This is a genomic window from Sphingomonas phyllosphaerae FA2 (assembly GCF_000427645.1).
Lineage (GTDB): Bacteria > Pseudomonadota > Alphaproteobacteria > Sphingomonadales > Sphingomonadaceae > Sphingomonas > Sphingomonas phyllosphaerae.
Window position 1 is genome coordinate 1,140,254 of record NZ_KE386571.1, and the last position, 24,116, is coordinate 1,164,369.

The window sequence follows — 24,116 nt, forward strand, 5'->3', positions numbered from 1 at the left end:
TCAATTTCCGGGCGAGGTGTGAACCGGGTATTCTATTCGACCGTGAAGACCTTTTGCACAATGCCTTTTGATGTGCGGTAGGTCTGGAGGCCCATCGCCTCATAGTAGCGGAGGCCCGACTGATTATCGGCGCCGATATAAGCATCGATCTTCTTTAGTCCCGATTGTTCTACCGCCTCCCGGCTAGATCGAAAAAGCGCGCTTCCTACGCCTTTTCGATGCGCACGCGGACTGATGTGGGTGCCGATGATCCCCCAGCCCGCCGGCACGTCGTAACGGTTGCCCGCTTCCGCTCGAACCAAGGATTGAAAGCCGAGAACAAGCCCTTCGTCGTCAATCGCTACCGTACAACGAATACTGCTTGGGTTGGCGATGTATTGTCGGGTCACAAACGCTTCATCGTTTGGCCGGTCCCGACCTGTATGCGCGATTATCTCGCGTAGAACTCGGCTCATAGCCGGCGCGTCATCGAGCGACGCTATGCGGGTGTCCATATATTCCCAACCCCTGTCCCAGCGCGCACCCTATCCGCTGGTATGCGCGACTTGCAAATGAGCGACGACAATCCCTCCCATTTGGGAACGTCGACCGAACCGGACACCGTGGCGGCGTACGCGATCACGTCACTCCCCAACATCCGTGGCGAACGCGGCGAGCCCCGCGCGACTCGGTTACCGCCCGCTTGTTCTGGCGGGCATCAAACCCTAGGACGGCGGCATGGGCGAACCCTTCTACATCACCACCGCGATCAGCTATCCCAACGGCCGTCCGCATATCGGCCATGCCTATGAGGCGATCGCCGCCGATGCGATCGCGCGCTTCCAGCGACAGGCCGGGCGCGACGTTCGTTTCCAGACTGGCACCGACGAACACGGGCTGAAGATGGTGCAGACCGCGCGCGACAAGGGTGTCGAGGTCCGCGCGCTGGCCGACGAAATGTCTGGCTATTTCAAGTCGATGTGTGACGCCTTGAGCATCAGCTATGATCGCTTCATTCGCACCACCGACGCCGATCATCATCGGGCCAGCCAGGCGCTGTGGCGCGCGATGGCGGCCTCCGATGATCTGTATCTCGATCGCTACGAGGGCTGGTATTCGGTCCGCGACGAGGCGTTCTACGATGAAAAGGAACTGGTCGAAGGGCAGGGGGGCGAGAAGCTGTCGCCGCAGGGCACCCCGGTGACATGGACCGCGGAGGAGACATGGTTCTTCCGCCTTTCCAAATACGAGCAGCCGCTGCTCGATTTCTACGCCGCCAACCCCGACTTCATCCGCCCGGAATCGCGTCGCAACGAAATCCTGCGCTTCGTCGAGGGCGGGCTTTCTGACCTGTCCGTGTCGCGGACCAGCTTCGACTGGGGCGTGCCGGTGCCCGACAGCCCCGGGCACGTCATGTACGTCTGGGTCGACGCGCTCACCAACTATCTGACCGGCGCGGGCTATCGCGATGGCGAGATGCCGCACTGGCCCGCCGACCTGCATCTGATCGGCAAAGACATTGTCCGTTTCCACGCGGTCTATTGGCCGGCGTTCCTGATGTCGGCCGGCGTGGCGCTGCCAAAGACCGTCTTCGGCCACGGCTTTCTGCTCCACCGCGGCGAGAAGATGTCGAAGAGCCTCGGCAACGTCGTCGATCCGCTCGATCTGGCGAACGCCTTCGGCGTCGATGGCCTGCGCTATTTCCTGCTCCGCGAGGTGAGTTTCGGACAGGACGGCAGCTACGCCGCCGATGCGATCGTCACCCGCGTCAACGCCGAGCTGGCGAACGCCTTCGGCAATCTGGCGCAGCGCACGCTGTCGTTCATCGCCAAGAACCTCGGTGGCGCGCTGCCCGACGCCGGGCGCGCCGAGGTCGCTGATGGCCAGTTGATCGAGGAAGTCGTGGTCGCCTGCGCGGGCTTCAAGGCAGCCTTCGGCGACCTGATGCTTAGCCAGGGTATCGAGGCCTGGATGCGCGGCGTCTTCGCTTGCAATCAGTACATTGATGCGCAGGCCCCGTGGGCGCTCCGCAAGACCGACGCCGAGCGGATGCATGCGGTGCTCGGCACGCTGGTCCGTGCGATCCGCATGCTCGCGATCACGATCCTGCCGGTGGTACCGGCCGGGGCGGGGCGGGTGCTCGACCTGCTCGGGGTGGAAGACCGTAGCCACGCCGCGATCGACGACGACGGCTGGTACGCGCGACAGGCTGCGGCGGGCTTCGTGCTTGGAACTCCGACACCGGCGTTCCCGCGCCTCGAAATGCCCGCAGAAGCGGAGCCCGCCTGATGCTCGCCGACAGCCATTGCCACCTCAATTACAAGGGCTTGGTCGAGGAACAGCAGGCGGTGCTCGAACGCGCCCGCGCGCGCGGTGTGACCGCGATGCTCAACATCGCGACGCGTGAGAGCGAATGGGACGACGTGCTCGCCACCGCCGAGCGCGAACCCGACGTGTGGGCGACCGTCGGCATCCACCCGCACGAGGCCGACGCGCACCCGCATGTCGACACCGCCAAGCTGGTCGCACGCGGCCGCCACCCGCGGGTGGTCGGCGTCGGCGAGAGCGGGCTCGACTATCACTACGATCATTCCGATCGTGCCCGCCAGCAGGCCAGCTTCCGCGCGCACATCGCCGCCGCGCGTGAATTGCAGGTTCCAATCGTCGTTCACACCCGCGACGCTGAGGAGGACACGTTGAAAATCCTGCGCGAGGAAATGGAGCAGGGAATGTATCCCGGCGTGATCCATTGCTTCACGGCAAGCGCCGCTTTCGCCACCGCGGCGCTCGAACTCGGTTTCTACATTTCTATTTCCGGCATCGTGACGTTCCGGAACGCCATCGATCTGCAACAGACGGCGTCTGGTCTGCCCCGCGAACGGCTCCTGATTGAAACCGACGCACCCTTTCTTGCGCCGATTCCGCACCGCGGTAAGCCCGGCGAACCGTCGTTCGTCGCCGACACCGCGGCTTTTCTGGCCAAGTTGCGCGGTGAGGAAGTGACCGAATTACAGCGGTATACAGCAGAAAACTTCCACCGCCTCTTCAGCAAGACGAACGTCGCGTGAAGGTCCGTATCCTGGGCTCGGGCACCTCGTCCGGCGTCCCCCGCATCGGCAACGACTGGGGCGCCTGCGATCCCACCGAACCACGGAATTTTCGGACGCGATCCTCGATACTTATCGAGCACGAGGGCACCCGGATCCTCGTCGATACCAGCCCCGATATGCGCCAGCAGCTGCTTGCCGCGGAGGTCTCGACGTTCGACGCGGTGATCTGGACCCACGAACATGCCGACCATGTCTTCGGCATCGACGATCTTCGCCAAGTTTATCACGTACTTGGCCACCCGGTACGCGGCTTTGCACGCCCGCGCACCGCCGCTGCGCTACGCCGGCAATTCGGCTATGTTTTTGAAGGCAACCGCGGTTATCCGCCGACGGTTGAACTGAGCGATCTGCCTGACCGACTGCAGGTCGGTTCGATCGACGTCGGCATCGTCGATCAGCCGCACGGAAGCATCACCTCGGCCGGTCTGCGCTTCGAGGCGGGTGGGAACGTGGTTGGGTATGCGACCGATATCAGCGGGATGACGGACGAGATGCGCGCGCATTATCAGCATCTCAACCTGTGGATCGTCGACGCGCTGCGCCGCAGACCGCACCCGACGCACCCCGATCTGGCGACGGTCCTCGGCTGGTGCTCCGAACTCCAGCCGCACCGAACAGCGCTGGTCCACATGGACCAGTCGATGGATTATGCCGGATTGTGCGCCGAACTTCCCAACGCCATCGAACCCGGCTTCGACGGCTGGGAGTGGACAGCATGAGCGACACGGCAATACGCGCGGTCATCCTCGGCCTCGTGTTGATCCTGCCGGTGTCAGCATTGTTGGCGCGGCGCGTGCCGTGGCAAACCACGCTGCTTTACAGCGCCGTCTGGGTGGCGATCGCCGCCAGCCTCACTTTACTTCTGGACTTGTTTACATAACACGGATTATCAAGATCGAAGTGTGTCGGGTTTAAGCGCTCTCTGATCGCTCAGCCCGGTGTGGCGCGAGTCGCGCGGGCCTCGGCGGTTAGCACCAGTTCGGCTGCCAGCAAGGCTCCGGCCTGATCCTGCGCCACTGAGGTGCCTTCGACTATGTCGTTGACAAACTGCGGTCCGAACGGCAGCGGCACCTTGGAGCAATCGATGTAGCGGGTGCCTTTTCGGTCGGCGATAAACAGGTGGTTGCCGCCCGGTTTCCCAGCGATATCAACGTATTTGCGCAATTCGATATAGCCCTCGGTACCGAGAATGAAGAGCCGGCCGTCGCCCCAGGTCGGTAAACCGTCCGGGGTGAACCAATCGACGCGAATATACCCGGCTCCGCCGCTGCCGTGGAGCATCATATCGCCGAAATCCTCGAACGCGGGATGCTCCGGGTGCGCGAAATTGCCGGTTTGCGACGCGAGCACCTGCGCGCGCGTGCTGCCGGTCAAATAGACGAATTGATCGGCCTGATGGCTGCCGACGTCGGTCAGGATTCCGCCGTTGCGCGCCGGGTCCCAGAACCACTCCGGCCGGTTCGGTGCGGACAGGCGGTGCGGCGCGAGGTTGATCGTCTGGATCACGCGCCCGATCGCGCCGTCATGCACCATCTGTCCGGCCATGACCGCGGCGGGCACCTCCAGCCGCTCGGAATACATGATCCCGTACTTGCGCCCGGTCTCCTTGATCGCGCGGCGCACGTCGGCGAGCTGCGCGAGCGTCGTCACCGCGGCCTTGTCGCTCAGATAATCCTTGCCCGCGCGCATGACGCGGATGCCGAGTGGCGCGCGCAGGCTGGGGATTGCGGCGCTGCACACCAGCTTGATCGCGCGGTCTTGCAGGATCTCGTCCTCGCTGCGCGCCAGCTTCGCGCCCGGATACCGCTTCTGAAAGGCGGCGATTTGCTTCGGGTCGGTGGCGTAGAAGCTCGTGAGCACCCCGCCGCCGCGGATCATCGCATCGGTGATGCCGTAGATGTGATTGTGATCCATGCCGATCACCGCGAACGGCACGCGATATTTCGCCTCGGGCGCGGGCTTGGCGACGGCGGTTTCGGTCGGCGCGTCGCCGCGTGTTGCGGATTGCGCCAGCGCCTCGCCTGCCAGCCCCGCCAGCCCGGCGGTCAGTCCCATGCCCAGAATGGCGCGGCGATCAGCAAACGTCATCGTCTCTTCCCCTCAAACCGTAACCAGCGAGGTGGGCCACGCCACCGCTTCGCCGCGATCCATCGCCTGTTCGCCGAGCAACGAGGCGACGCTGGCATTGTACGCCTGTTGCAACAGTCCCGGCAGCGGCTTGCCCGATCGCACCGCCTCGCCGAACCCCTCGAACTGAAGCATCGTCTCGTCATATTCGCCCCAGCCGAGCGACTCGCCGGGGGTCGTCACCGGCAGTTCCGGGAACCAGGTGGCGCCGCCGATCGGAATGGTTCGCTTGTGCCCGCGCTTCACGTCGGCCTGCATCCGCTGCAACGCCAGCGAGCGCGGCGGCACCTCCTGATAGATGCGCCCCAATTCCGGCTCGATCGTGCCCTTGCTGCCCTGAATCTGCTCCTCGCATCCGTAACGCGCGTTGTTGAGCAGCGAGGTGTAGATCAGCTTCCGGCCGCCGGCATATTCGTAGATCAGCGCGACATGGTCGTAGACCTCGCGCCCGTCCTTCCAGAAACAGATGCTGCCTGAGCCGATCACGCGCGTGGGCACGGCGTCGAGGAACCAGTTGCCGACCTGCAACTGATGCGTCGCCAGTTCGGTCATCAGACCGGCCGAACTCTCGCGATACAGACGCCAGTTGATGCGGCGGTCGTCGCTGTCGGCGGGCACCGGGCGGCGCCACGCATTGTTGCGGTGCCAGCTCGCGCGGATCTGCGTCACGGTTCCGATCTCGCCCGCCTTCACCCGGCGCCAGGCGTTGAGATAGGTGGGATGGAACATCCGCTGGTGCCCGATCTGCAGCACCTTGCCGCACGTCCGGGCGCGCTCCACCATCGCGCCGCAGTCGGCGATCGTCCGTGCCATCGCCTTTTCGCACCAGACGTGCAGGCCCGCGTCCATCGCGTCGAACGTGTGCTGCGCATGGCGGTGGAGCGGCGTGGCGATCACCACCGCGTCGAGCCCCCTCGCCTCCAGCATCTTGCGATGGTCGCTGAACTCGGCCGTGCCGGCCGCGACCCATTGCCGGGCCTTGGCGAGATGCGGCGCATAATTGTCGCAGATTGCCGCGACGGTGCAATTGCGCGTCTTGGCGATATTCTGAATCAGTGCGCGCCCGCGGTCTCCGGTGCCGATCACCCCCAGCCGCACCTTGCCCGCGCCGGCGCTTTCCGCCCGCGCCGCGATCGCCGCCCACGGCGTGGCGGTCGCCATCACGCCGCCCGCGCTGGCCATCAGGACGCGGTCGAGGAAGGTGCGGCGGGTGAATTCGAAGGTCTTGTCGGTCATCACGCAAATATCCTGGTCGGGGCGGCGGGTGCCAGATCGAAGAGCATTCGCCGTACGCCATCTTGCAATCGTTGTGCCGCCTCGTCATCGGCGACGATCAGTGCGGTGCTCAGCATTTCCGCCACCGCACCGCTTGCGTCGACGACGACCGCCGAACGCGGTGCCACGACGGCGGCCGATCGCCCCGGCCGCACCATCGCCGCGCGCTCGGGCGCGGCCAAACCGAGGCCCAGCGTCGAGGAGATCGACAGCGCTTCGTCGATCAACGCGACCTCGACCAACGTGCGGTCGGCGTCACGCGGATCGGGCACCGCGAACGACCATGCGCCACCCAGCGGATGCTCGCCGATCACCGCCATCGAGCTTTCGCCGGCCGAGAGCAGCGCGCACGCGACACCGGCATCGCGCAGCGCGGTTACCGCGCGATCGAGCGCATAGCCCTTGCCGAAGCCGCCGAAGTCCAGCGCGGCCGGCGCATCGCACGCCAGCGTCGCCGCACTGCGATCGAAGCGCAAGCGTTCCCAGCGGACCGTCGCCCGGCGCATGTCGACGGTGGGGTCGAACAACCGCTCCGTCATGGCACGCGCATCGTCGATGCGGATCAACGCATCGAGCAACAGCGGATCGTCGATCACACCGGTTTCACCCCGCCGCAGCGCCTCGTTGAGCGCCGTCGCGGCCGATGGACGGTGGATCGTCAGAGCATCGTCGACCTGCTCGATCGCGCGCTGCGCCAGCGCCAGCGCGTCGGCGGCGCCGTCGCCGAAGCGATACAGCTCGACGCGCGTCCCCATCGCCGGGAAGCACAGATCGCCCGTCGCTGGCAGAGCGCGCGTCGAGGCTTTCGCCTGGGTCAGGCCTTGACCTCCCAGCCCGGCTGATAATCGACCGACCACAGCTTCATCGCCTCGGCGCTGGCAGGTTTGCCGGTCGCCGGATCGATCGTCAGCACGCTGTCGGTCCGATAGGCGATGTTGCCGAGGTGGCAGAGCGTGGTGCTGATGTGGCCCTCCGCGATCGGCGACGCGAGCGCCGACGCGTTGCCGCGGATGACGTCGACGAAGTTGCGCGCGTGATAGACGTCGAGCACGCCCTCCCCGACCGTCCCGGTCGTCTCCGATGTCGCGGCGGCCTTCACCTGCCGGATCTGCTTGCCGGCCAGATCGTACAGCTCGAAGCCGTTGCGATCGACCACTGCCGATCCCTTGGTACCGAGCAGCAGGACGCCGCGCCCGCGCCCGTAGGTCTGCTGCCCGTTGCAGCTCTGCCCGTTCCAGCGGATCGCGCGGTCGCCATCGTAGATCAGGTCGAGCGCGAGTGAATCGTACATCTCCCAATCGTCGCCCTTGTGGAACCGCTTCGCCCCGCGCGCCTCCACGGTCTTCGGGTAGGTAAGCCCCATCAGCCAGCGCGCGACGTCCAGTTCGTGCATCGCATTGTTGCAGATCTCGCCGGTGCCGTACTTCCAGAACCAGTGCCAATTATAGTGGACGAGGTTCGATCGATAGTCGCCGCGCGGGCGCGGCCCCTGCCACAGATCCCAGTTCAGATTGGCGGGCGGCGCGACGACGGTGCCGTTGCCGATCGAGCCGCGATTGTTGGCGTACCAGGTCTGCGCCTCATAGACGTCGCCCAGTTCCCCGGCGCGGATCAGCGCGCCGAGCTGTTGCGTCTCGGGGCTGGACCGTTGTTGATTGCCGACCTGTAGCGTGCGGCCGGTCCGCTTCTGCACCGCGATCAGCGCCTCGCCCTCGGCCGGGGCGATGCCGATCGGCTTTTCCATGTAGCAGTGGCGCCCCGCCTCCATTGCATCGATCGCCAGCTTGGCATGCCAGTGATCAGGCGTCGCGACCGTGATGATGTCGACGTTCTTGCGGTCGAGCAGCCGGCGGTAATCGCCCTCGGTCTTGACCGCGCTGTTGCCCTTGGCGGCAAAGGCTGCCGCGCGCTTGGCCAGCACGTCGGAATCGACGTCCACCAGATGCGTGATCGTGACGTTCGGCTGCTTTGAAAAGGCGCTCATATGCGCCTGCCCGCGGCCGTTGACGCCGACGACGGCGACGCGCAGCCGGTCGTTAGCGCCCTTGATCTGCGCATAGCTGCGGGCGCTGATCGCAACCCCCAGCGCCGCGCCGGCCCCGGTCAACATCGTGCGACGATCGATCATCGGTGCATTCCCCTCAAAACTCGCGGATCTTGATCGACCGGAAGTCGACCCGATCGCCATGATCCTGCAAGAGAATCGGCCCTTGCGGACGTTCGCCGAACCCCGGTAATTTGGCATATTTGCTTTGCGCGACCAGCGCACGGAACGCGGGCGAGCCGCGCTCATACTCGACGACCTTGAAGCCGTTCAGCCAATGTTCGACATGCCGGCCGCGCGAGACGATCACCGCGCGGTTCCACTCGCCGGGCGGGTTGATCCGCTTGCCGGGGCTATCCGGGTCGGAAAGGTTGCGCGCCGGGATCAGATCGTACAGCGAGCCGAGCGTCCGGTTGCCGTCGCGCCCGCGCTTGGCATCGGGATGCCGCGCATCGTCGAGCAATTGATATTCCAGCCCGATCGCAGAGCCCTCGCCCTTCGACAGCGTCGGATCGACGAAGTATTTGACGCCGCTGTTCGCGCCTTCGGTCAGCCGGAAATCCACCGACAGCTCGAAATCCTTATACTCGCGCGTGGTGACGATATCGCCGCCGTTGGTCGACTCGCCGCCGTTGCCAGCCTCCACCGACAGCACGCCATTGTCGATGGCCCAGCCCTTGTTCGGGAAGGCATTGCCCTTGGCGGCCTTCCACCCGGCGCCGGTGCGGCCATCCCACAACAGCTTCCATCCTGCCTTGCGCTCGCTGTCCGACAGGCGATTGGAGAGCCAGCCTTGCTCGGGCAGCCCGGTCGCCGGCATCGCATAGCGTGCCGGGCGGTCGGTGATCATCCGGACGTTGCGGAACCGCGCCTCGGGATGGCGGGCGGCGTCGGCATCGGGGATCGCATGAACCTGAAACGCGATGAAGCCGCGCGCATCCATATCGTCGACGACATCCGCGGCCGGCACGCCGTTGATCCAGGTCCGCAGCCGGTTGCCGATCGCCTCGACGCGGTAGTGGTTCCAGTCGCCCGGGCGAAAGGCGCGTCGTGCCGCTTCGTTACGGCCCAGCGTGTAGAGCCATTGCCGGCGCTGTTCGTCATACAGCCCGGCGCTCCACGCGCGTTTCGATGGATCGATTTCCGCCTGATAGCCAAAGACGACGCCGTTGCGATAATCGGGGCGGCTCTGTCCGCGGATCATCATCCCCGAATTGAGCGCCGGATCGGTCTTGGCGTCGAACTCGACGATGAAGTCGCCATATTGCGCGTTGGAAACCAACCAGCTGTTGGTCTTGCCCGGCTCGGCACGCCCGATCAGCTCGCCGTCCGCCACGTCATAGGTCGCGTTGCCGCCCACCTTGTGCCAGCCGGCGAGCCCGGCGCGCGGGGTGACGTCGCGCCACGGTGCCCCCTGCTGGCGGGATTGCGGCGGGCGCGCCGTCCCTGCGGTGGAAAGCGTCGTCGCCAGCAATGCCGTCGCTGCGAGTGTACGGACCTTCATCAAGCACCCTGCCCTAATGTCGCAGCCCCGCCATCAGGCAGGCACCACATTGTTTTCCGGGTGCTGCTGCACCTCTTTCGACCCGGAGCCTAGGTCGCGGCCCGACCACTTGCAATAGAGATGTCAGACATTGGCGGCTGCGTCCGGTTACGCTACGGTCCGGGTTCGGCGCCGTCGCGGTCGATGCGCCTGCTGACGAATCGGGACGATCCATGCGTAAGACTGAAAGTGGCGGCAAATTATACCGTGGGATCGTCGATGCCATCATGTCGGACATCGCGGAGGGCATCTATCCGGTCGGCGCGCGGCTGCCGGCCGAGCGCGACCTCACCGAGCGCTTCAAGGTGAGCCGCCCGACCGTGCGCGAGGCGATGATCGCACTGGAAATGCAGGGGATCGTCGAGGCGCGCAAAGGCTCGGGCGTGTTCGTGCTCGCCACCGGTGCGGTCGACGCGACTCGCGAACTCGACATCGGCGCGTTCGAGATCACCGAGGCGCGGCGGCTGCTCGAAGGCGAAGTCGCCGCGGTCGCCGCCACCGAGATCGACTCGGCGCAGCTTGCCGAATTGCGGGCGCTGCTGGCGCAGATGGAGCAAAGCGACGTGACGGCGGCCGAGGATGCCGATCGCCGCTTCCACATCGCAATTGCCGAAGCGACGGGCAATGCCGTCATCATCGCGGCGGTCACCGACTTCTGGGACATGCGATTCCGCTCGCCGCTGGCGCGAGAAGTGCTTGTAAAGGCGGGGAGTCTCGGCACCGAGAGTCGGATGGCCGAACATGGCCGCATCCTTGCGGCGCTGGAGGCCCGCTCGCCGGTCGACGCGCGGAATGCGATGCGTGACCACCTCTCCCGCGTTATCGACCATCTGCTCGACGTGACCGAAACGGAGGCCGTCGAGCGCGCCCGCGCCGAGGCGACGCAGCGTCGCCATGCACTCGCCCGCCGCGCCGCGGTTTGACTTCTCAAGCTGCATTGTCAGCATGGACTGACAATGCTACCTGACAACTAGGCAAGGAACGCGCTCGATCGACTGTCACAAGGCAGCGCTCGGTTTGCACAACGCAGCGCGCCGGCCGACAGGGAGAGGGCTTTTGACCAGTCAGCACCGCTATAAGCGCCATCTGTTCGTCTCGATCAGCCTGACGAGCATGATCGCCGCCGCGCCGCTTTCCGCACAGACCGGCGCGCAGACTCCTTCCCCGGCCTCCGCAAGCGCCGATCAGGACATCCCGGAAGGTCAGGTCGCCGACATCGTCGTCACCGGCTTCCGCGCGTCGCTGAACAACGCGCTCAATCAGAAGCGTAACGAAACCGCGGCGGTCGACAGCATCGTCGCCGAGGACATCGGCAAGTTCCCCGACTCGAACCTGGCGGAGTCGATGCAGCGCATTCCGGGCGTCGCCTTGTCGCGCGGCGACGGCGGCGAGGGCCGCAACATCTCGGTGCGCGGGCTCGGTGCCCAATTCACGCGCGTGCGCATCAACGGCATGGAAGGCGTGTCGCAGGTTAGCGGCAGCGACATCCGCGGTGGCGTCGCGACGGGGCGATCGTTCGACTTCGTGACGTTCCCCACCGAAATCTTCTCGGCGCTGTCGGTGCGCAAGACGATGTCCGCGGACGTCGAGGAAGGCTCGCTCGGCGCGACCGTCGACCTGCGGGCGCCGCGCCCGTTCGACCAGAAGAAGGACTTCGTCTTCTCGGGCACCGCCCGCGGCATCTACAACGACATCAAAAAGGACGTCGATCCGCGCCTGTCCGCGCTCTTCTCCAAGAAGTTCGGCGACACGTTCGGCATCCTCGGCAGCATCGCCTATTCCAAGCGCCACATCGACGAATATGCCTATTCCGCGGCCGACGTCGTTCCGACCTATGTCTACGGTCTGGAGGCGCCCTCCAGCGTCCCGCGGACGTCGACCGATCCGCTGATCGGTAGCGGCCCGAACCGGTCGCTGATCATGCCGTTCTGCACCCCCGTCGGCTACACCTATCGCGGCGTGGCGGTGAACAGCCCCAGCAGCGGCTACAGCCAGTCGAACGGCACGCCGATCGGCGCCGACGCCAACAATTGCAGCACGAACAATCCGCGCACCGGCAACGCTGCCGCCTATGACTATATCATGAGCCGCGTCGGCGCGAACGGGCGACCGGGCGGCGGCGTGTTCCTGCCGCGCCTCCCGCGTCCGGTGAAGAGCAGCCAGGAACAGCAGCGGATCGCCGGGTCGCTGACCCTGCAATGGAAGCCGACCGACCTGACGGACATTTCGATCGACGGCCTGTATTCGCGCTTCAAGGTCAATCGCCTCGACACGATGTTCGATGCGCGCTCGTTCGGACGCGCGCTGTCGAACAACGGTCAGCCGCTCACCTCGGTGCGCGAGATCGAGGTCGACGACAACGGCTCGCTGATCCACGGCCTGTTCGATGGCGTCGACCTGCGTTCGGAAATGCAGGACGAGCGGTTCACCTCCGAGTACAAGCAGGTGAACCTCAACATCGATCATCGCTTCTCCGACACGTTCCGCGTCTTCGGGCTGGCCGGCATCAATCGTTCGGAACTCGACGTGAACCGCCTGCAGGTCGCGATCGATTCCAACGACACGCGCAACTGGTCGATCGATTTCCGCGACAATCCCGATATTCCGAAGATCGGCTATGGCATCGACACCACCAATCCGGCGGTCTTCCAATACGGGCCGCCGCTCGCCACCGGCGATCAGCGCGGGCAATTGTCGAACTTCATCCGCCGCAACACGATCACCAGCAAGACGTTCGAGCTGAATACCGAATGGAAGGCCGCACCCGGCTTTACCGTGCAGGTCGGCGGGCAGTATCGGACAAACGAATATGTCGCCCGCGAACGGCAGCTGACGAACACCACTCCGCTGGCGTTGCCGGCCGGTGTCTCGGTCAGCGACTTCACCTTCGTCACCTCCGGCATCGGCAAGAACCTCGACGGCCAGCTTCAGGACTTCGTCGCCGTCGACCCGGACAAGTTCCGCCGCGCCGTCAACTTCGACACGTACAGCTATTGCAACATCGAATGCGCGCGCGGCACCTACGGCGGAGTCAGCGAGAAATACTCGACCGGCTATCTGATGTTCAAGTTCGACACCAGCAACACGCTGCCGTTCGCGCTGCGCGGCGACGCGGGTGTCCGCTACGTCCATACCAAGCTCGACACCTACGGCCCGATCACCGCCGCGGCGCCAGCCGGCGCACCGTTCGCCTCGCGCTTCGTCATCTCGGAAGTCGGGCGGTCCTACGACGACTGGCTCCCGTCGATGAACCTCGCGCTCGACGTCACGCCGGATCTGATCGCGCGCTTCTCCGCCTCGCGGGTCATGTCGCGCCCCTCCTACGGTCAATTGATCCCGGCGGGCAGCGCCAATCTGGTCATCCAGACGGCGTCGTTCAGCAATCCGTTCCTCGAGCCGATCCGCGCCAACACCTTCGATGCGTCGCTCGAATGGTATTTCGCCCCTGGTTCGCTGATTTCGCTCGCCTATTTCTACAAGAATATCGAAAGCTACATCCAGACGACCAGCACCAGCGTCGCCTTCCAGGACATCGGCCTGCCGCTGTCGCTGCTGTCGGGGACGCTGCTGAGCGGGAGCGATCAGTTCACCGTCCAGCGGAGCAACAACACGCCGGGCGGCCCGCTCCGCGGCTTCGAAGTCAACGTGCAGTTGCCGTTCCGCTTCCTGCCCGGCGCGCTCAGCAATTTCGGCGCGCTGGCCAATTTCACGCGCGTCCGGTCGAACATCAATTACATCATCTCCCCCACCCTCTCGCGCACCGCGCCGTTGGTCGGGCTGTCGCCGGAAACCGCCAGCGGGACGCTTTATTACGAGGACAGCAAGTTCAGCATCCGTTCGACCGTCAACTACCGCTCGTCATTCCTCACCGCGGTGCCGAGCGGCTCGGTCGATGCGGACTCGACAGCGAACGCCAGCTCGATCTTCGTCGACGCCTCGGCCTCGTACAATCTGACCGAGAACATCAAGCTGATCGCGGAGGTGTCGAACATCACCAACGAAACCAACCGCCTGACGGTCGACACCGTGCGCCAGGACCCGCTCTACACCGCGTATTTCGGGCGCACCTACGCGCTTGCGATCAACTTCCAGCTCTGACCTGACGGATGCCGATGACCGATTTTCGAGCTGTACCTTTGAAGGCCGGTGGCAACATCCGCTGGGTCATCTGCGCCCTGCTGTTCTTCGCCACCACCATCAACTACATCGATCGGCAGGTCATCGGCATCCTCAAACCGACGCTCCAGTCGGAACTCGGCTGGTCCGAGATCGACTATGGCACGATTGTCTTCTGGTTCCAGGCGGCCTACGCCATCGGATTGCTGGCATGCGGGCCGGTCATCGACAAGGTCGGTTCGAAGCTCGGCTATGCCGCCGCGATCACGCTGTGGAGCGTCGCGGCGATGGTCCATGCCTTGGTGCGCAGCCCCGGCGGGTTCGCGATGGCGCGCTTCGCGCTCGGCTTGGGCGAGGCGGCGAATTTCCCCGCCGCGATCAAGTCGGTCGCCGAGTGGTTCCCGAAGAAGGAACGCGCGCTGGCTGCCGGCATCCTCAACGCCGGTGCGAACGTCGGCGCGATCGCGACACCCATCGTCGTGCCGATGATCGCGCTCAGCTACGGTTGGCAGGCGGCGTTCCTGATCACCGGTGCGCTCGGCTTCATCTGGCTGGCGGCGTGGCTGCTTTTCTACCGCGCGCCTGCCCAGCACCCGCGCGTGTCCGCGCAGGAACTGGCCTATATCGCCGCCGATCAGGACAATGACGCTGGCACGGCTCCGATCCGCTGGTCGCACCTGTTCCGCTGCCGCGCGACCTGGGCATTCGTGATCGCCAAGTTCCTGACCGACCCGGTCTGGTACCTGTTCCTGTTCTGGCTGCCCGACTTCTTCGCCAAGCGCCACGGGCTCGATCTCAAGACCTTCGGCCCGCCGCTGATCGCGGTCTATCTGCTGGCGGACGTCGGCAGCATCGGCGGTGGCTGGTTGTCGTCGGCGCTCATCAAGCGCGGCTTCAGCGTCAATGCCGGACGCAAGCTCGCGTTGCTCGCCTCCGCGATCCTCGTCACGCCGATTGTCTTCGCCAGCAGCGTGTCGAGCCTGACCGCGGCGGTGGCGATCATCGGTCTGGCAGCCGCCGCGCATCAGGGCTGGTCGTCGAACCTCTATACGATGGTGTCGGATACCTTCCCGCGCACTTCGATCGCCTCGGTGATGGGGATGGGCGGAGCCGCCGGCGCGATCGGCGGGATGATCATGGCCAAGTACGTCGGACAGGTGCTGGAGACGGTTGGCACCTATGTCCCGGTGTTCCTGTGGGCGGGCAGCGCCTATCTGATTGCGCTGCTGCTGGTACACCTGCTGGTGCCGCGGCTCGATAACAAGGAAGCCCGCTAACCTCCGTCGCCCCGGACTTGATCCGGGGCCCCGCTTCTCGCTGCCACGGGAGAAAAGCGGGGCCCCGGATCAAGTCCGGGCCGACGACTAGAGGCAGTTCACCCCCGCACAGTCAGCGTCTTTGCCAACGCCGCGTGCCATCCGTCGGCCAGAGCCGCACGCGTCTCCGCCGCCATCTTCGGCTCGAAGCATGCGCCGCGCGCCCATGTCGCCGCCAGCGCATCAAGGTCTTTCCACACACCGGTAGCCAGCCCGGCATGGAAGGCCGCCCCGAGCGCGGTCGTCTCCAGATGCTGCGGCCGCTCGACCGGTACCTGCAGCATGTCGGCGAGAAACTGGCATAGCCAGTCGTTCGCCGCCATCCCGCCATCGACGCGGATCGTCGCGGGCGGTTCGCCGCCATCGGCGACCATCGCATCGGCCAGGTCCATCGTCTGATACCCGACCGCTTCCAGCGCGGCGCGCGCCAAATGCGCCTGCGTCGAGCCCAATGTCAGCCCGAAGATCGCGCCGCGCGCATCCGGGTCCCAATGCGGCGCGCCCAGCCCGACGAACGCCGGGACCATATAGACGCCGTGGCTGTCGGGCACCTGCGTCGCCATATCGTCGGTGTCGCGCGCGTGCGTGATGACGCCGATCCCGTCACGCAGCCACTTCACCGCCGCACCGGCAATGAAGATCGATCCTTCCAGCGCATAGGTCACCTTGCCATCCAGCCGGTAGGCGGGCGTGGTCAGCAGCCGATGCTCGGAGGCGACCGCTTCCTCGCCGGTGTTGAGCAGCATGAAGCAGCCGGTGCCGTAGGTCGACTTGACCATGCCCTTGGCGAAACAGGCCTGCCCGAACAGCGCCGCCTGCTGGTCCCCCGCGACCCCCGCGATCGGGATTGCGGCATCGAACAGCCCGTCGGCGGTGTGGCCGAAGATATGGCTGTTGTCGTGCACCTCTGGCAGCAGCGCCATCGGCACGTCGAACAGCGCGCACAGTTCTTCGTCCCAGCGTTGCGCATGGATGTCGTACAGCAACGTCCGGCTGGCATTGGTGATGTCGGTCGCGTGCACCGCGCCACCGGTCAGTCGCCACAGCAGGAAGCTGTCGATCGTCCCGAACGCCAGTTCGCCCTGCTCGGCCCGCACCCGCGCGCCCTCGACGTGATCCAGGATCCACGCCAGCTTGGTCGCGGAGAAATACGGATCGAGCAGCAGGCCGGTCTTGGCGCGAACCTCGCGCTCGTGCCCCTCTTCCTTCAATCGTGCGCATAGCTCGGCGGTGCGGCGATCCTGCCAGACGATCGCGTTGTGGATCGCTTCGCCGGTCGCGCGGTCCCAAACGACGACCGTCTCGCGCTGGTTGGTGATGCCGATCCCGGCGATGCCCTCCGCCCTAACGCCGCTGTCCGACAGTGCCTCGCGCGCGGTCGCCAGCGTATCGCGCCAGATGTCTTCGGGATCGTGTTCGACCCAGCCCGGCTGCGGATAATGCTGCGCGAACTCGCGTTGCGCGGTCGACACCGGGCGCGTCTCGACATCGAAGACGATCGCGCGCGTCGAAGTGGTGCCCTGATCGATCGCCAGAATGTGCTGCGGACCCGCCACGTCTTCCTCCCTGAATGTCAGTTGTGCGCGCGCGGCGGCAGGTTGGGCCGTACCAGATATTGGTAGATGGCCGCGCCGGTCACCCCGCCGACCAGCGGCCCCGCGATCGGCACCCACCAGTAATTGCTGGGCCCGGGCAGCGCGGAATCGCCCCACCCCATCAACCAGCAGAACAGCCGCGGGCCAAAGTCGCGCGCCGGGTTGATCGGCCATCCCTCCAGATAGCCCGCCGACGCGCCGATACAGGCGACCAGCAGCCCGATGATGAGCGCGCTGGCGTTCGCCATCGGCGCCTGCGTGTTGAACTCGTCGGTGATCGCGAAGATGCCGAGCAACAGGATCGCGGTCAGCACCACCTCGTCCCAGAAGGCATGGACAGGCGTGATGTGCGCGCCGGGTGCGGTGAAGAATACGCCCGCCGCGCCGCCTCCGGCGCGGGTCAGCCCATGCGCGGCGTTAAACGCCTCGATCACCGGGCCGAACAATTGATAGACCAGCGCCGCGCCGATCATCGCGCCCACCATCTGCGCCGCCACGTAGGGCAGCACCTTGCGCTTGGGAAAGTCACGGAAGATTGCCAGTGCCAGCGTCACCGCCGGATTGGCATGCGTGCCCGAAACCGCACCGGTCACGTAGATCGCCAGCGTCACCGCCAGCCCCCAGGCAATGCATACGCCCCAATAGGCGGTCGCATACGGGCTGGGATCGTAGAGGATCAGCATCGCCGCCGCGGAATCGCCCAGCGTGATGATGATCGCCACCGCCAGTGCCTCGGCGATCAACTCGCCCCTGAAGCCCTGCTGCCCCGTCATGCCCCGCTCCTCCGCCGCGCCTCACGCGGGCGCTGCAGCTACCTTCCTGTGTTTGTGCGCAAGGTCAATGCCGCTTTGAAGCAACCGCCGAACTTGCCATATGTTGGGTGATCTCAACCGCGAAGAGGCGCTTTCCGTGCAGCAACCGACACGACCGACCGCTTTCGATGTCGACCTGCTGATCGTCGGTGGCGGCATCAACGGCACCGGCATCGCGCGCGATGCCGTGGGGCGCGGGCTGTCGGTGCTGCTGGTCGAGAAGGACGATCTCGCCAGCCATACGTCCTCCGCCTCGACCAAATTGATCCACGGCGGGTTGCGGTATCTTGAATATCGCGAGTTCCGGCTGGTCCGCGAGGCGCTGATCGAGCGTGAACGGCTGTGGCGGATGGCACCGCACATCATCTGGCCGCTCGAATTCGTGCTGCCGCAAAGCAACTCGCCGCGCCCGGCGTGGCTCGTGCGGCTCGGCCTGTTCCTCTACGACCATCTGGGCGGGCGCGAGCGGCTGCCGGCCACGCGCACCGTCGCGCTTGATCGCGACCCCGTCGGCCGCGGGTTGAAGCCGGGCAATCCCAAAGCCTTCGTCTATTCGGATTGCTGGGTGGAGGACAGCCGGCTGGTCGTGCTCAACGCGCGCGACGCCGCCGATCGCGGCGCGACGATCCTCACCCACACCCGCCTTGTCGACGCCCGCCGCGACGCCAGCGGCGTCTGGCGCGCGACGATCGCCGACGCTGCCGGCCAGCGTGAGGTTCGCGCCCGCGCCCTCGTCAATGCGGCGGGCCCGTGGGTGGCCGACGTGCTCGGCAGCGTTCCCGACGCCCGGCGCGACCGGGGCGTCCGGCTGGTCAAGGGCAGCCATATCGTCGTGCCGCGGCTGTACGACGGCCCACATGCGTTCCTGCTCCAAAACCCGGATCGGCGCGTGGTGTTCGCGATCCCGTACGAGCAGCATTACACGTTGGTCGGCACCACCGACGAAGCTTGGCAAGGTGAACCCGGTCGTGCGGTCATCGACCAGCAGGAAACCGACTATCTGCTCGGCACCATCGCGCGGTATTTCGAGCGACCGGTGACGCAGGAAGAAATCGTCTGGAGGTATTCCGGCATCCGCCCGCTCTACGACGACCATGCCGCGAACGCCTCTGCGGTGACGCGCGATTACGTGCTCGACCTCGATACGGGCACCGACGGTGCGCCGATGCTGAGCGTCTTCGGCGGCAAGATCACCACCTATCGCAAGTTGGCCGAACACGCCCTTCAGAAACTGTCGCGGTTCTTCCCGGCGGTCGGTCCCGCCTGGACTGCCGACGCGCCTTTGCCCGGCGGCGACATCGCTGACGCCGATTTCGAGCGGTATCTTACGACCTTGCAGGGGCGCTATCCCGCGCTCCCCGCCCCTTTGCTGCGCCGCCTCGCGCGCGCCTACGGCACCCGGACCGAGCGACTGCTTGGGGATGCGAGAACCACGGCGGATTTGGGAGCGGATCTCGGTGGCGGCTTGTTCACGCGCGAGGTCGATTACCTCAGCGCGAACGAATGGGCGTCAAGCGCGGAGGATATTCTGTTCCGGCGCAGCAAGCTGGGCCTGCACGTACCCGCCGACACCGCGGCGCGAGTCGACGCCTATCTGGCGCAACGACTTAGTGGATCAGCCCGTGGCGACTGACCAACGCGTTGAAGGCATCCGCCGACAACGGTGAGGCAAAGACGCAGCCGGCGACCAGATCGTCCGCCCACACCACCATCGCGGCGATCATGCCGAGCCCCGGCAGGTTCAGCCAGATCGGCTGGTTGCGGTCCATGCTGGAAAACGTGAGCAGCCGGCAGCCATGCTCGGAAAGGTCGACGACCTTGCACAACGTCCGCGCCATCCCGCTTTGTTCGGCGGGTGTCTCCAGCTCCAGTCGCGCACGCTTGCTGCGGCGGAAGGGGCGAGCGGCAGGGGCGTATTCGGCTGCGAACATGGCGGCGATCGTACGCCGCCATGCCTAACGAATGGTTAACGCGCCCGCTTACTTGCGAAGCGTGAGGCCACCACCGAAGCGCTTGTTGAAGCGAGCAACCTGCCCACCAGCGTCCAGCACCTGACCACGGCCACCGGTCCATGCCGGGTGCGCCAAGGGATCGATTTCCAGCGTCATCGTGTCGCCTTCCTTGCCCCAGGTGGAGCGAGTCTCATACACGGTGCCGTCGGTCATCTGGACCTTGATCATGTGATAGTCGGGGTGCGTGTCTTTCTTCATGGGTCGTGCTCCGAAATGGCTGGTTCCGACCAGCCTGAAAGGAAGGCGCGCGCCTAATCGAAACGAGCGCCGAAGTCAAAGCCTGTGGGCAATCAGCCGCGCTTGGGCGGGTCCGCGATCATCGCGGTGAAGTTTGCCTCCGCGGCGACCTGACCGTCGATCTTCGCCACGCCCGCGAACTTGCACACCGACGAGCGCTTCTGAACGAACTCGACCTCAAGCGACAGCAGCACGCCCGGCTCGACGGGCTTGCGGAACTTCGCGCCATCGATCGCCATGAAATAGACCAGCTTGCCCGATCCGGCGAGGCCGAGGCTTTCGACCGCGAGCACGCCCGCGGCCTGTGCCAGCGCCTCGATGATCAACACGCCCGGCATGATCGGGCGTCCGGGGAAATGCCCCTGAAAGAAGCCTTCGTTGATCGTCACCGCCTTGATCGCGCGGATCGAGCGATCGCGGACGATCTCCTCGACCCGATCGACCAGCAGCATCGGGTAACGATGCGGCAGCGCCGCCATCACGTCCACGATGTCGAGCGGGCCGATCGGCCCGCCCGTCGTGTCGGCCGGCGCCTCGCTCACCGGCCGGTGGGGGTGCGGCTGGTCGCCGCCGGGGCGGCGGGAGCAGCGGCCGGCGCAGCCGCACCGGCGTCACCCTGCTGACCCGGCTGCCAGTTGGCCGGCGGCGTGACACCGACGGTCGGGACCAGACGATCCAGCTCGGCAGTGATCGCCGAGGTGATGTCGGTCGTCGGCTGCGCGAACAGCGCGGCGTTCGGGCGCAGCAGCAGGCTGACGTTCTTGGCGCGGACTGCACCGTTCACGGCGTCGGGCAGCTTGGCCGAGATCTGCTCGATCGCATAAGACTGTGCGCGGCTCGCCGGCGCGGTCAGGCGCTGCAGTTCGGCATTGGCGGTCTGCTCGCGGGTCTGGATCGACTGCGCCTGCGTGCGCAGCGACGCCTCGGTCGCGCCGGGGGCGGCAGCGGCCTTCTGATAGGCGGCGACTAGCGGCTGCAACTCGGCCTGGACAGCCTGGCGACGCGTGTTCGCCTGATCGAGCTGCGCCTTGTAGGTCGTCTGGATCTGCTGGCGCGCGGTTGCCCATGCCTTGGAATTCGCGACAGCCGCCTCAGGATCGGCGACGGCGATACCGGCGACCTGGGCGGTCGCGGTCGCGGCGGTGAACGCGCCCGGCGTCACGAGCGCCGCGGCGAGCAGGAGGTGCTTGAAGTTAGTCATCAGAACTGAGTCCCTACGTTGAAGGTGATGAGCTTGCGGTCGTCGCCGGGCTGCGAAATCAGAGCCTTGGCGAGATCGATACGCAGCGGTCCGAACGGCGAATTCCAGTTAACGCCGATACCCACCGAGACACGCGGCCGCGCCGAATTGCCAAGGAAGCGCTCCTCGAACGGCTGCGACGCAATCTGCGGCGAATTGGGGACGATGCCGTTACAGCCGCCGTTGCCGTTCGGAAGGCCGGCGGCGCACGTGGTCGGCACCAGGACCCCGGCCGCATTGACGTACGAATACAGCGGATTGCCCGCGGTGTCCTTTACCGGCAGCGGCAGTACGACGGTGTTGCCGTTGGCGTCGGTCGTCGTCGGGAACGTCGCGGTCGGCAACGGCTCGGTGATGTTGAACAGGCTGCCGAACTGCGCATAGATCGACGGCCGCAGCCCCATTTCGCGCGCGCCCGAGCCGAGCGGGATCTCGACTTCGAACCGGCCGAGATAATAAGCGGTACCGCCCAACGCATCGTCGACCAATTGATCGCGATCGGTGATCAGCACCTGCTTGCCGGCGGAGTCCGTCGTGTAGTAGCGCCGCTGGACGCGCGGGCCGACGCCGCGGATGTCGAAGCCGCGGAACTGCGGTTCGCCGAGGTAGAAGCGGTCGTTGATGCGGATGCGGTCCACACCCTCACCGCGCGACTTCTCGAGCGACTTGATATAGCCGCCCTCGCCCACGAACGAACCGATGAACCCGCCGCCGATATTGACGAACTTCGAGAAGTCGAGCTTCGAGCGGATGTACTTCACGTCGCCGCCCAGCCCGGCGAAGTCCTGGCTGAACACGAACCGCTGCCCCGCGGTCGGGCGCAGGCGGCTGTTGAGGCTGTCGAAAATCAGCGAGTAACCGACCGACGACGTCAGACGGTTGCCCAGCGAATCGCAGAGGTAACGACCGGCCTTGAGCGGATCGCACTTGCCGTTCGTGTAGAAGCTGTTCTCGTCGAGGCCGACCTCGTCATAAGAGAACTGATACCGGCCGGCGAGCTGCCAATATTCGGTCAGCGGCACGCCGGTGCGGATCTGGAAGCCGGTCGACACCTGGCTGTACGTGGTATTGCGGTTGGTGCCGATGAAGTTGAACGCATTATAGTCGCGACGGAAGACGTCGACACCGAGTGCGATGTTCTTGTCGAACACATAAGGCTCGGTGAAGCCCAGCTGGATCGACTTCGAATAGGTCGAATAGTTCACGCCCGCGCTGAGCGTCTGCCCCTTGCCGCGGAAATTGTTCTGCGTGATGTTCGCCTGGATGATGAACCGCTCGAGGCTCGAGAAGCCCGCCGACAACTGAAGCTGCCCCGTCGAGCGCTCCTCGACATTGGCCTCCAGCACGACGCGGTCGGCAGCGGAGCCGGGCGTCTGCTTGATCTCGAACTTGTCCTGGAAGAAGCCGAGCGAGTTGATGCGATCCTGCGAACGCTTCACCTGGAAGCTATTGAACGCATCGCCCTCGCCCAGACGCACTTCGCGACGGATCACCTTGTCCTGCGTCTGCGTGTTGCCGGTGATGTCGACCCGCTCGACGTAGGTGCGCTGCGCCTGCCCGATGTGGAAGTTGATCGACATCGTGTGCGCTTCGCTGTCGCGCTGATATTCGGGCTGCACGTTGCTGAACGCATAGCCGAACAGCCCGGCGGTCTCGCTCAGATTGTCGATCGTGTCCTCGACCGTCTTGGCGTTGTACCAGTCGCCCTTCTTGATCGGCAGCCCGGCGGCCAGCTTCTTGCCGTCGAAATCGCGAATGTCGCTGTCGACCGTCACGTCGCCGAACTTGTAGCGCGGGCCTTCCTCCACCACGTAGGTGATGATGAAGTCCTTGCGGTCCGGCGTCAGCTCGGCGACCGCAGAGGTCACGCGGAACTCGGCATAGCCTTCGGTCAGGTAGAATTGCCGCAGCTTCTGCTGGTCGTAAGCAAGGCGATCCTGATCGTAGGACGTTCCCGACGACAGCAGGCGATAGAAGCGTGCCTCCTTGGTCGCCATCTGCGCGCGCAGCTTGCCGTCGTCGAACACCTGGTTGCCGATAATGTTGATCTGGCGGACCTTCGACTTCGGCCCCTCGCTCACCTCGAAGATCACGTCGACCCGGTTCTGGTCGAGGCTGACCATCTTGGGCTGCACGGTCGCGGCGAAGCGGCCCTGCCGGCGATACAGTTCGATGATCCGCGCGACATCGGCGCGCACCGCGGACCGCGTGAAGATCTGACGCGGCTTGAGGCGAACCTCCTTGCCGATCTTGTCTTCCTTGAGGCGCTTGTTCCCCTCGAAGATCACGCGGTTGATGATCGGGTTCTCGCGCACCCGGATGACGATATTGCCGGTCGCCGCGCCGTCGATCTGTACGTCCGCGAACAGGTCGCTGGCGTACAGGTCCTTGATCGCCTGATCGAGCGTCTCGTTGGTATAGCTGTCGCCCTGCCGCAGCTTGGTATAGCTCAGCGCCGTCTCCGGCTCGATCCGCTGCGTGCCCTCGACGCGCAGCGACGTGATCGTGCGGGCGGCGGGCTGCGCAATTGCGGGCGCCTGCGCGGCAGGCGCCGCCGTCGGAGCGGTGGCTGCGGGACGGGCGGGCGCAGTGGCGGCCGGGCGGGTCTGCGCGGTCGCCGCCAGCGGCACGCCGGCCAGCATGGTGCAGCCCAGCAAGGTCGCCGAGGCACGCGCCCGCGAAGTCGAAGTGTTCAGCACCGTCACTGCAA

At 65.6% G+C, this 24,116-nt stretch carries 21 protein-coding genes; 8 read left to right on the forward strand and 13 right to left on the reverse strand.

The window, feature by feature from the left end; genetic code table 11:
- Positions 1–32: 32 nt before the first annotated feature.
- Positions 33–494 (reverse strand): GNAT family N-acetyltransferase, encoded by a 462-nt coding sequence (locus SPHPH_RS20725; RefSeq protein WP_081668528.1) that lies wholly within the window; start codon positions 492–494, stop codon positions 33–35.
- Positions 495–717: 223 nt separating this feature from the next.
- Here SPHPH_RS20725 and metG point away from each other — a divergent pair, with 223 nt between their 5' ends.
- From metG to SPHPH_RS21050, 4 genes are read left to right on the forward strand one after another with little or no spacing between them, the layout of a single operon-like run.
- Entirely contained in the window at positions 718–2,268 is a 1,551-nt protein-coding gene (metG, locus tag SPHPH_RS0105745; RefSeq protein ID WP_028965826.1) for a methionine--tRNA ligase, read from the forward strand.
- Positions 2,268–3,047: a TatD family hydrolase gene (locus tag SPHPH_RS0105750; RefSeq protein WP_028965827.1), complete on the forward strand. Its 780-nt coding sequence runs from the start codon at positions 2,268–2,270 to the stop codon at positions 3,045–3,047. The genes metG and SPHPH_RS0105750 overlap by 1 nt, the downstream gene beginning before the upstream one ends.
- Positions 3,044–3,808, forward strand: a complete 765-nt coding sequence (locus SPHPH_RS0105755) for an MBL fold metallo-hydrolase (protein ID WP_028965828.1) — start codon at positions 3,044–3,046, stop codon at positions 3,806–3,808. The genes SPHPH_RS0105750 and SPHPH_RS0105755 overlap by 4 nt, the downstream gene beginning before the upstream one ends.
- Positions 3,805–3,969 carry a hypothetical protein gene (locus SPHPH_RS21050; protein ID WP_156025852.1) on the forward strand — a complete coding sequence of 55 codons (165 nt, stop codon included), beginning with the start codon at positions 3,805–3,807 and terminating at the stop codon, positions 3,967–3,969. The genes SPHPH_RS0105755 and SPHPH_RS21050 overlap by 4 nt, the downstream gene beginning before the upstream one ends.
- A gap of 50 nt (positions 3,970–4,019) precedes the next feature.
- Here SPHPH_RS21050 and SPHPH_RS0105765 read toward each other — a convergent pair whose 3' ends face one another.
- Genes SPHPH_RS0105765 through SPHPH_RS0105785 form a run of 5 tightly spaced genes read right to left on the reverse strand, consistent with a single transcriptional unit; the run spans position 4,020 to position 10,039 of the window.
- Positions 4,020–5,177, reverse strand: a complete 1,158-nt coding sequence (locus tag SPHPH_RS0105765; RefSeq protein WP_028965829.1) for a Gfo/Idh/MocA family protein — start codon at positions 5,175–5,177, stop codon at positions 4,020–4,022.
- A 12-nt stretch (positions 5,178–5,189) separates the two neighbouring features.
- Complete coding sequence (locus SPHPH_RS0105770) at positions 5,190–6,452, reverse strand: Gfo/Idh/MocA family protein (protein WP_028965830.1); 1,263 nt, start codon at positions 6,450–6,452, stop codon at positions 5,190–5,192.
- Complete coding sequence (locus SPHPH_RS19045; protein ID WP_051272865.1) at positions 6,452–7,246, reverse strand: FAD:protein FMN transferase; 795 nt, start codon at positions 7,244–7,246, stop codon at positions 6,452–6,454. Before SPHPH_RS19045 ends, SPHPH_RS0105770 begins: the two co-directional genes overlap by 1 nt.
- A 59-nt stretch (positions 7,247–7,305) precedes the next feature.
- Positions 7,306–8,619, reverse strand: a complete 1,314-nt coding sequence (locus tag SPHPH_RS0105780; protein WP_028965831.1) for a Gfo/Idh/MocA family protein — start codon at positions 8,617–8,619, stop codon at positions 7,306–7,308.
- Between the two features lie 13 nt (positions 8,620–8,632).
- The gene (locus tag SPHPH_RS0105785; RefSeq protein ID WP_028965832.1) at positions 8,633–10,039 is read right to left on the reverse strand and encodes a 3-keto-disaccharide hydrolase; all 1,407 of its coding nucleotides are present in this window, start codon (positions 10,037–10,039) and stop codon (positions 8,633–8,635) included.
- 212 nt (positions 10,040–10,251) lie between these two features.
- Here SPHPH_RS0105785 and SPHPH_RS0105790 point away from each other — a divergent pair, with 212 nt between their 5' ends.
- The 3 genes from SPHPH_RS0105790 (at position 10,252) to SPHPH_RS0105800 (ending at position 15,471) form a co-directional block, all read left to right on the forward strand.
- Positions 10,252–11,001 carry a FadR/GntR family transcriptional regulator gene (locus SPHPH_RS0105790; RefSeq protein WP_028965833.1) on the forward strand — a complete coding sequence of 250 codons (750 nt, stop codon included), beginning with the start codon at positions 10,252–10,254 and terminating at the stop codon, positions 10,999–11,001.
- Between the two features lie 133 nt (positions 11,002–11,134).
- Positions 11,135–14,176, forward strand: coding sequence for a TonB-dependent receptor (locus tag SPHPH_RS0105795; protein ID WP_037488164.1), 3,042 nt, complete (start codon positions 11,135–11,137; stop codon positions 14,174–14,176).
- Positions 14,177–14,190: 14 nt separating this feature from the next.
- Positions 14,191–15,471, forward strand: coding sequence for an MFS transporter (locus SPHPH_RS0105800; protein ID WP_028965835.1), 1,281 nt, complete (start codon positions 14,191–14,193; stop codon positions 15,469–15,471).
- Between the two features lie 98 nt (positions 15,472–15,569).
- On the opposite strand, the gene glpK is transcribed toward SPHPH_RS0105800, so the two are convergent.
- Positions 15,570–17,066: a glycerol kinase GlpK gene (gene glpK, locus SPHPH_RS0105805; RefSeq protein WP_028965836.1), complete on the reverse strand. Its 1,497-nt coding sequence runs from the start codon at positions 17,064–17,066 to the stop codon at positions 15,570–15,572.
- A 17-nt stretch (positions 17,067–17,083) separates the two neighbouring features.
- Positions 17,084–17,878 carry an MIP/aquaporin family protein gene (locus SPHPH_RS0105810; RefSeq protein ID WP_028965837.1) on the reverse strand — a complete coding sequence of 265 codons (795 nt, stop codon included), beginning with the start codon at positions 17,876–17,878 and terminating at the stop codon, positions 17,084–17,086.
- 100 nt (positions 17,879–17,978) lie between these two features.
- Between SPHPH_RS0105810 and SPHPH_RS0105815 the strand changes: the two genes are divergently transcribed.
- Positions 17,979–19,550: a glycerol-3-phosphate dehydrogenase gene (locus SPHPH_RS0105815; RefSeq protein WP_037488165.1), complete on the forward strand. Its 1,572-nt coding sequence runs from the start codon at positions 17,979–17,981 to the stop codon at positions 19,548–19,550.
- On the opposite strand, the gene SPHPH_RS0105820 is transcribed toward SPHPH_RS0105815, so the two are convergent.
- From SPHPH_RS0105820 to bamA, 5 genes are all read right to left on the reverse strand, one after another.
- Positions 19,525–19,848: a PilZ domain-containing protein gene (locus SPHPH_RS0105820; protein WP_028965839.1), complete on the reverse strand. Its 324-nt coding sequence runs from the start codon at positions 19,846–19,848 to the stop codon at positions 19,525–19,527. The two genes, SPHPH_RS0105815 and SPHPH_RS0105820, sit on opposite strands and share 26 nt — an antisense overlap.
- 48 nt (positions 19,849–19,896) lie before the next feature.
- Positions 19,897–20,127 carry a 50S ribosomal protein L31 gene (rpmE, locus tag SPHPH_RS0105825; protein WP_028965840.1) on the reverse strand — a complete coding sequence of 77 codons (231 nt, stop codon included), beginning with the start codon at positions 20,125–20,127 and terminating at the stop codon, positions 19,897–19,899.
- A gap of 92 nt (positions 20,128–20,219) precedes the next feature.
- The gene (gene fabZ / locus SPHPH_RS0105830; protein ID WP_272944239.1) at positions 20,220–20,708 is read right to left on the reverse strand and encodes a 3-hydroxyacyl-ACP dehydratase FabZ; all 489 of its coding nucleotides are present in this window, start codon (positions 20,706–20,708) and stop codon (positions 20,220–20,222) included.
- Positions 20,705–21,367 (reverse strand): OmpH family outer membrane protein, encoded by a 663-nt coding sequence (locus tag SPHPH_RS0105835; RefSeq protein WP_051272866.1) that lies wholly within the window; start codon positions 21,365–21,367, stop codon positions 20,705–20,707. Before SPHPH_RS0105835 ends, fabZ begins: the two co-directional genes overlap by 4 nt.
- A complete protein-coding gene (bamA, locus tag SPHPH_RS0105840; protein ID WP_081668731.1) occupies positions 21,367–24,048 on the reverse strand; it encodes an outer membrane protein assembly factor BamA in 2,682 nt (893 codons plus the stop codon). Before bamA ends, SPHPH_RS0105835 begins: the two co-directional genes overlap by 1 nt.
- Positions 24,049–24,116: the final 68 nt, after the last annotated feature.

Excerpts from the sequence above, each read along its gene's own strand:
- SPHPH_RS20725 (WP_081668528.1), bottom strand. The coding sequence starts at position 494 with ATGGACACCCGCATAGCGTCGCTCGATGACGCGCCGGCTATGAGCCGA.
- metG (WP_028965826.1), top strand. The coding sequence starts at position 718 with ATGGGCGAACCCTTCTACATCACCACCGCGATCAGCTATCCCAACGGC.
- SPHPH_RS0105750 (WP_028965827.1), top strand. The coding sequence starts at position 2,268 with ATGCTCGCCGACAGCCATTGCCACCTCAATTACAAGGGCTTGGTCGAG.
- SPHPH_RS21050 (WP_156025852.1), top strand. The coding sequence starts at position 3,805 with ATGAGCGACACGGCAATACGCGCGGTCATCCTCGGCCTCGTGTTGATC.
- SPHPH_RS0105765 (WP_028965829.1), bottom strand. The coding sequence starts at position 5,177 with ATGACGTTTGCTGATCGCCGCGCCATTCTGGGCATGGGACTGACCGCC.
- SPHPH_RS0105770 (WP_028965830.1), bottom strand. The coding sequence starts at position 6,452 with ATGACCGACAAGACCTTCGAATTCACCCGCCGCACCTTCCTCGACCGC.
- SPHPH_RS19045 (WP_051272865.1), bottom strand. The coding sequence starts at position 7,246 with ATGGGGACGCGCGTCGAGCTGTATCGCTTCGGCGACGGCGCCGCCGAC.
- SPHPH_RS0105780 (WP_028965831.1), bottom strand. The coding sequence starts at position 8,619 with ATGATCGATCGTCGCACGATGTTGACCGGGGCCGGCGCGGCGCTGGGG.
- SPHPH_RS0105785 (WP_028965832.1), bottom strand. The coding sequence starts at position 10,039 with ATGAAGGTCCGTACACTCGCAGCGACGGCATTGCTGGCGACGACGCTT.
- SPHPH_RS0105790 (WP_028965833.1), top strand. The coding sequence starts at position 10,252 with ATGCGTAAGACTGAAAGTGGCGGCAAATTATACCGTGGGATCGTCGAT.
- SPHPH_RS0105800 (WP_028965835.1), top strand. The coding sequence starts at position 14,191 with ATGACCGATTTTCGAGCTGTACCTTTGAAGGCCGGTGGCAACATCCGC.
- SPHPH_RS0105810 (WP_028965837.1), bottom strand. The coding sequence starts at position 17,878 with ATGACGGGGCAGCAGGGCTTCAGGGGCGAGTTGATCGCCGAGGCACTG.
- SPHPH_RS0105815 (WP_037488165.1), top strand. The coding sequence starts at position 17,979 with ATGTTGGGTGATCTCAACCGCGAAGAGGCGCTTTCCGTGCAGCAACCG.
- SPHPH_RS0105820 (WP_028965839.1), bottom strand. The coding sequence starts at position 19,848 with ATGTTCGCAGCCGAATACGCCCCTGCCGCTCGCCCCTTCCGCCGCAGC.
- rpmE (WP_028965840.1), bottom strand. The coding sequence starts at position 20,127 with ATGAAGAAAGACACGCACCCCGACTATCACATGATCAAGGTCCAGATG.
- SPHPH_RS0105835 (WP_051272866.1), bottom strand. The coding sequence starts at position 21,367 with ATGACTAACTTCAAGCACCTCCTGCTCGCCGCGGCGCTCGTGACGCCG.
- bamA (WP_081668731.1), bottom strand. The coding sequence starts at position 24,048 with ATGCTGGCCGGCGTGCCGCTGGCGGCGACCGCGCAGACCCGCCCGGCC.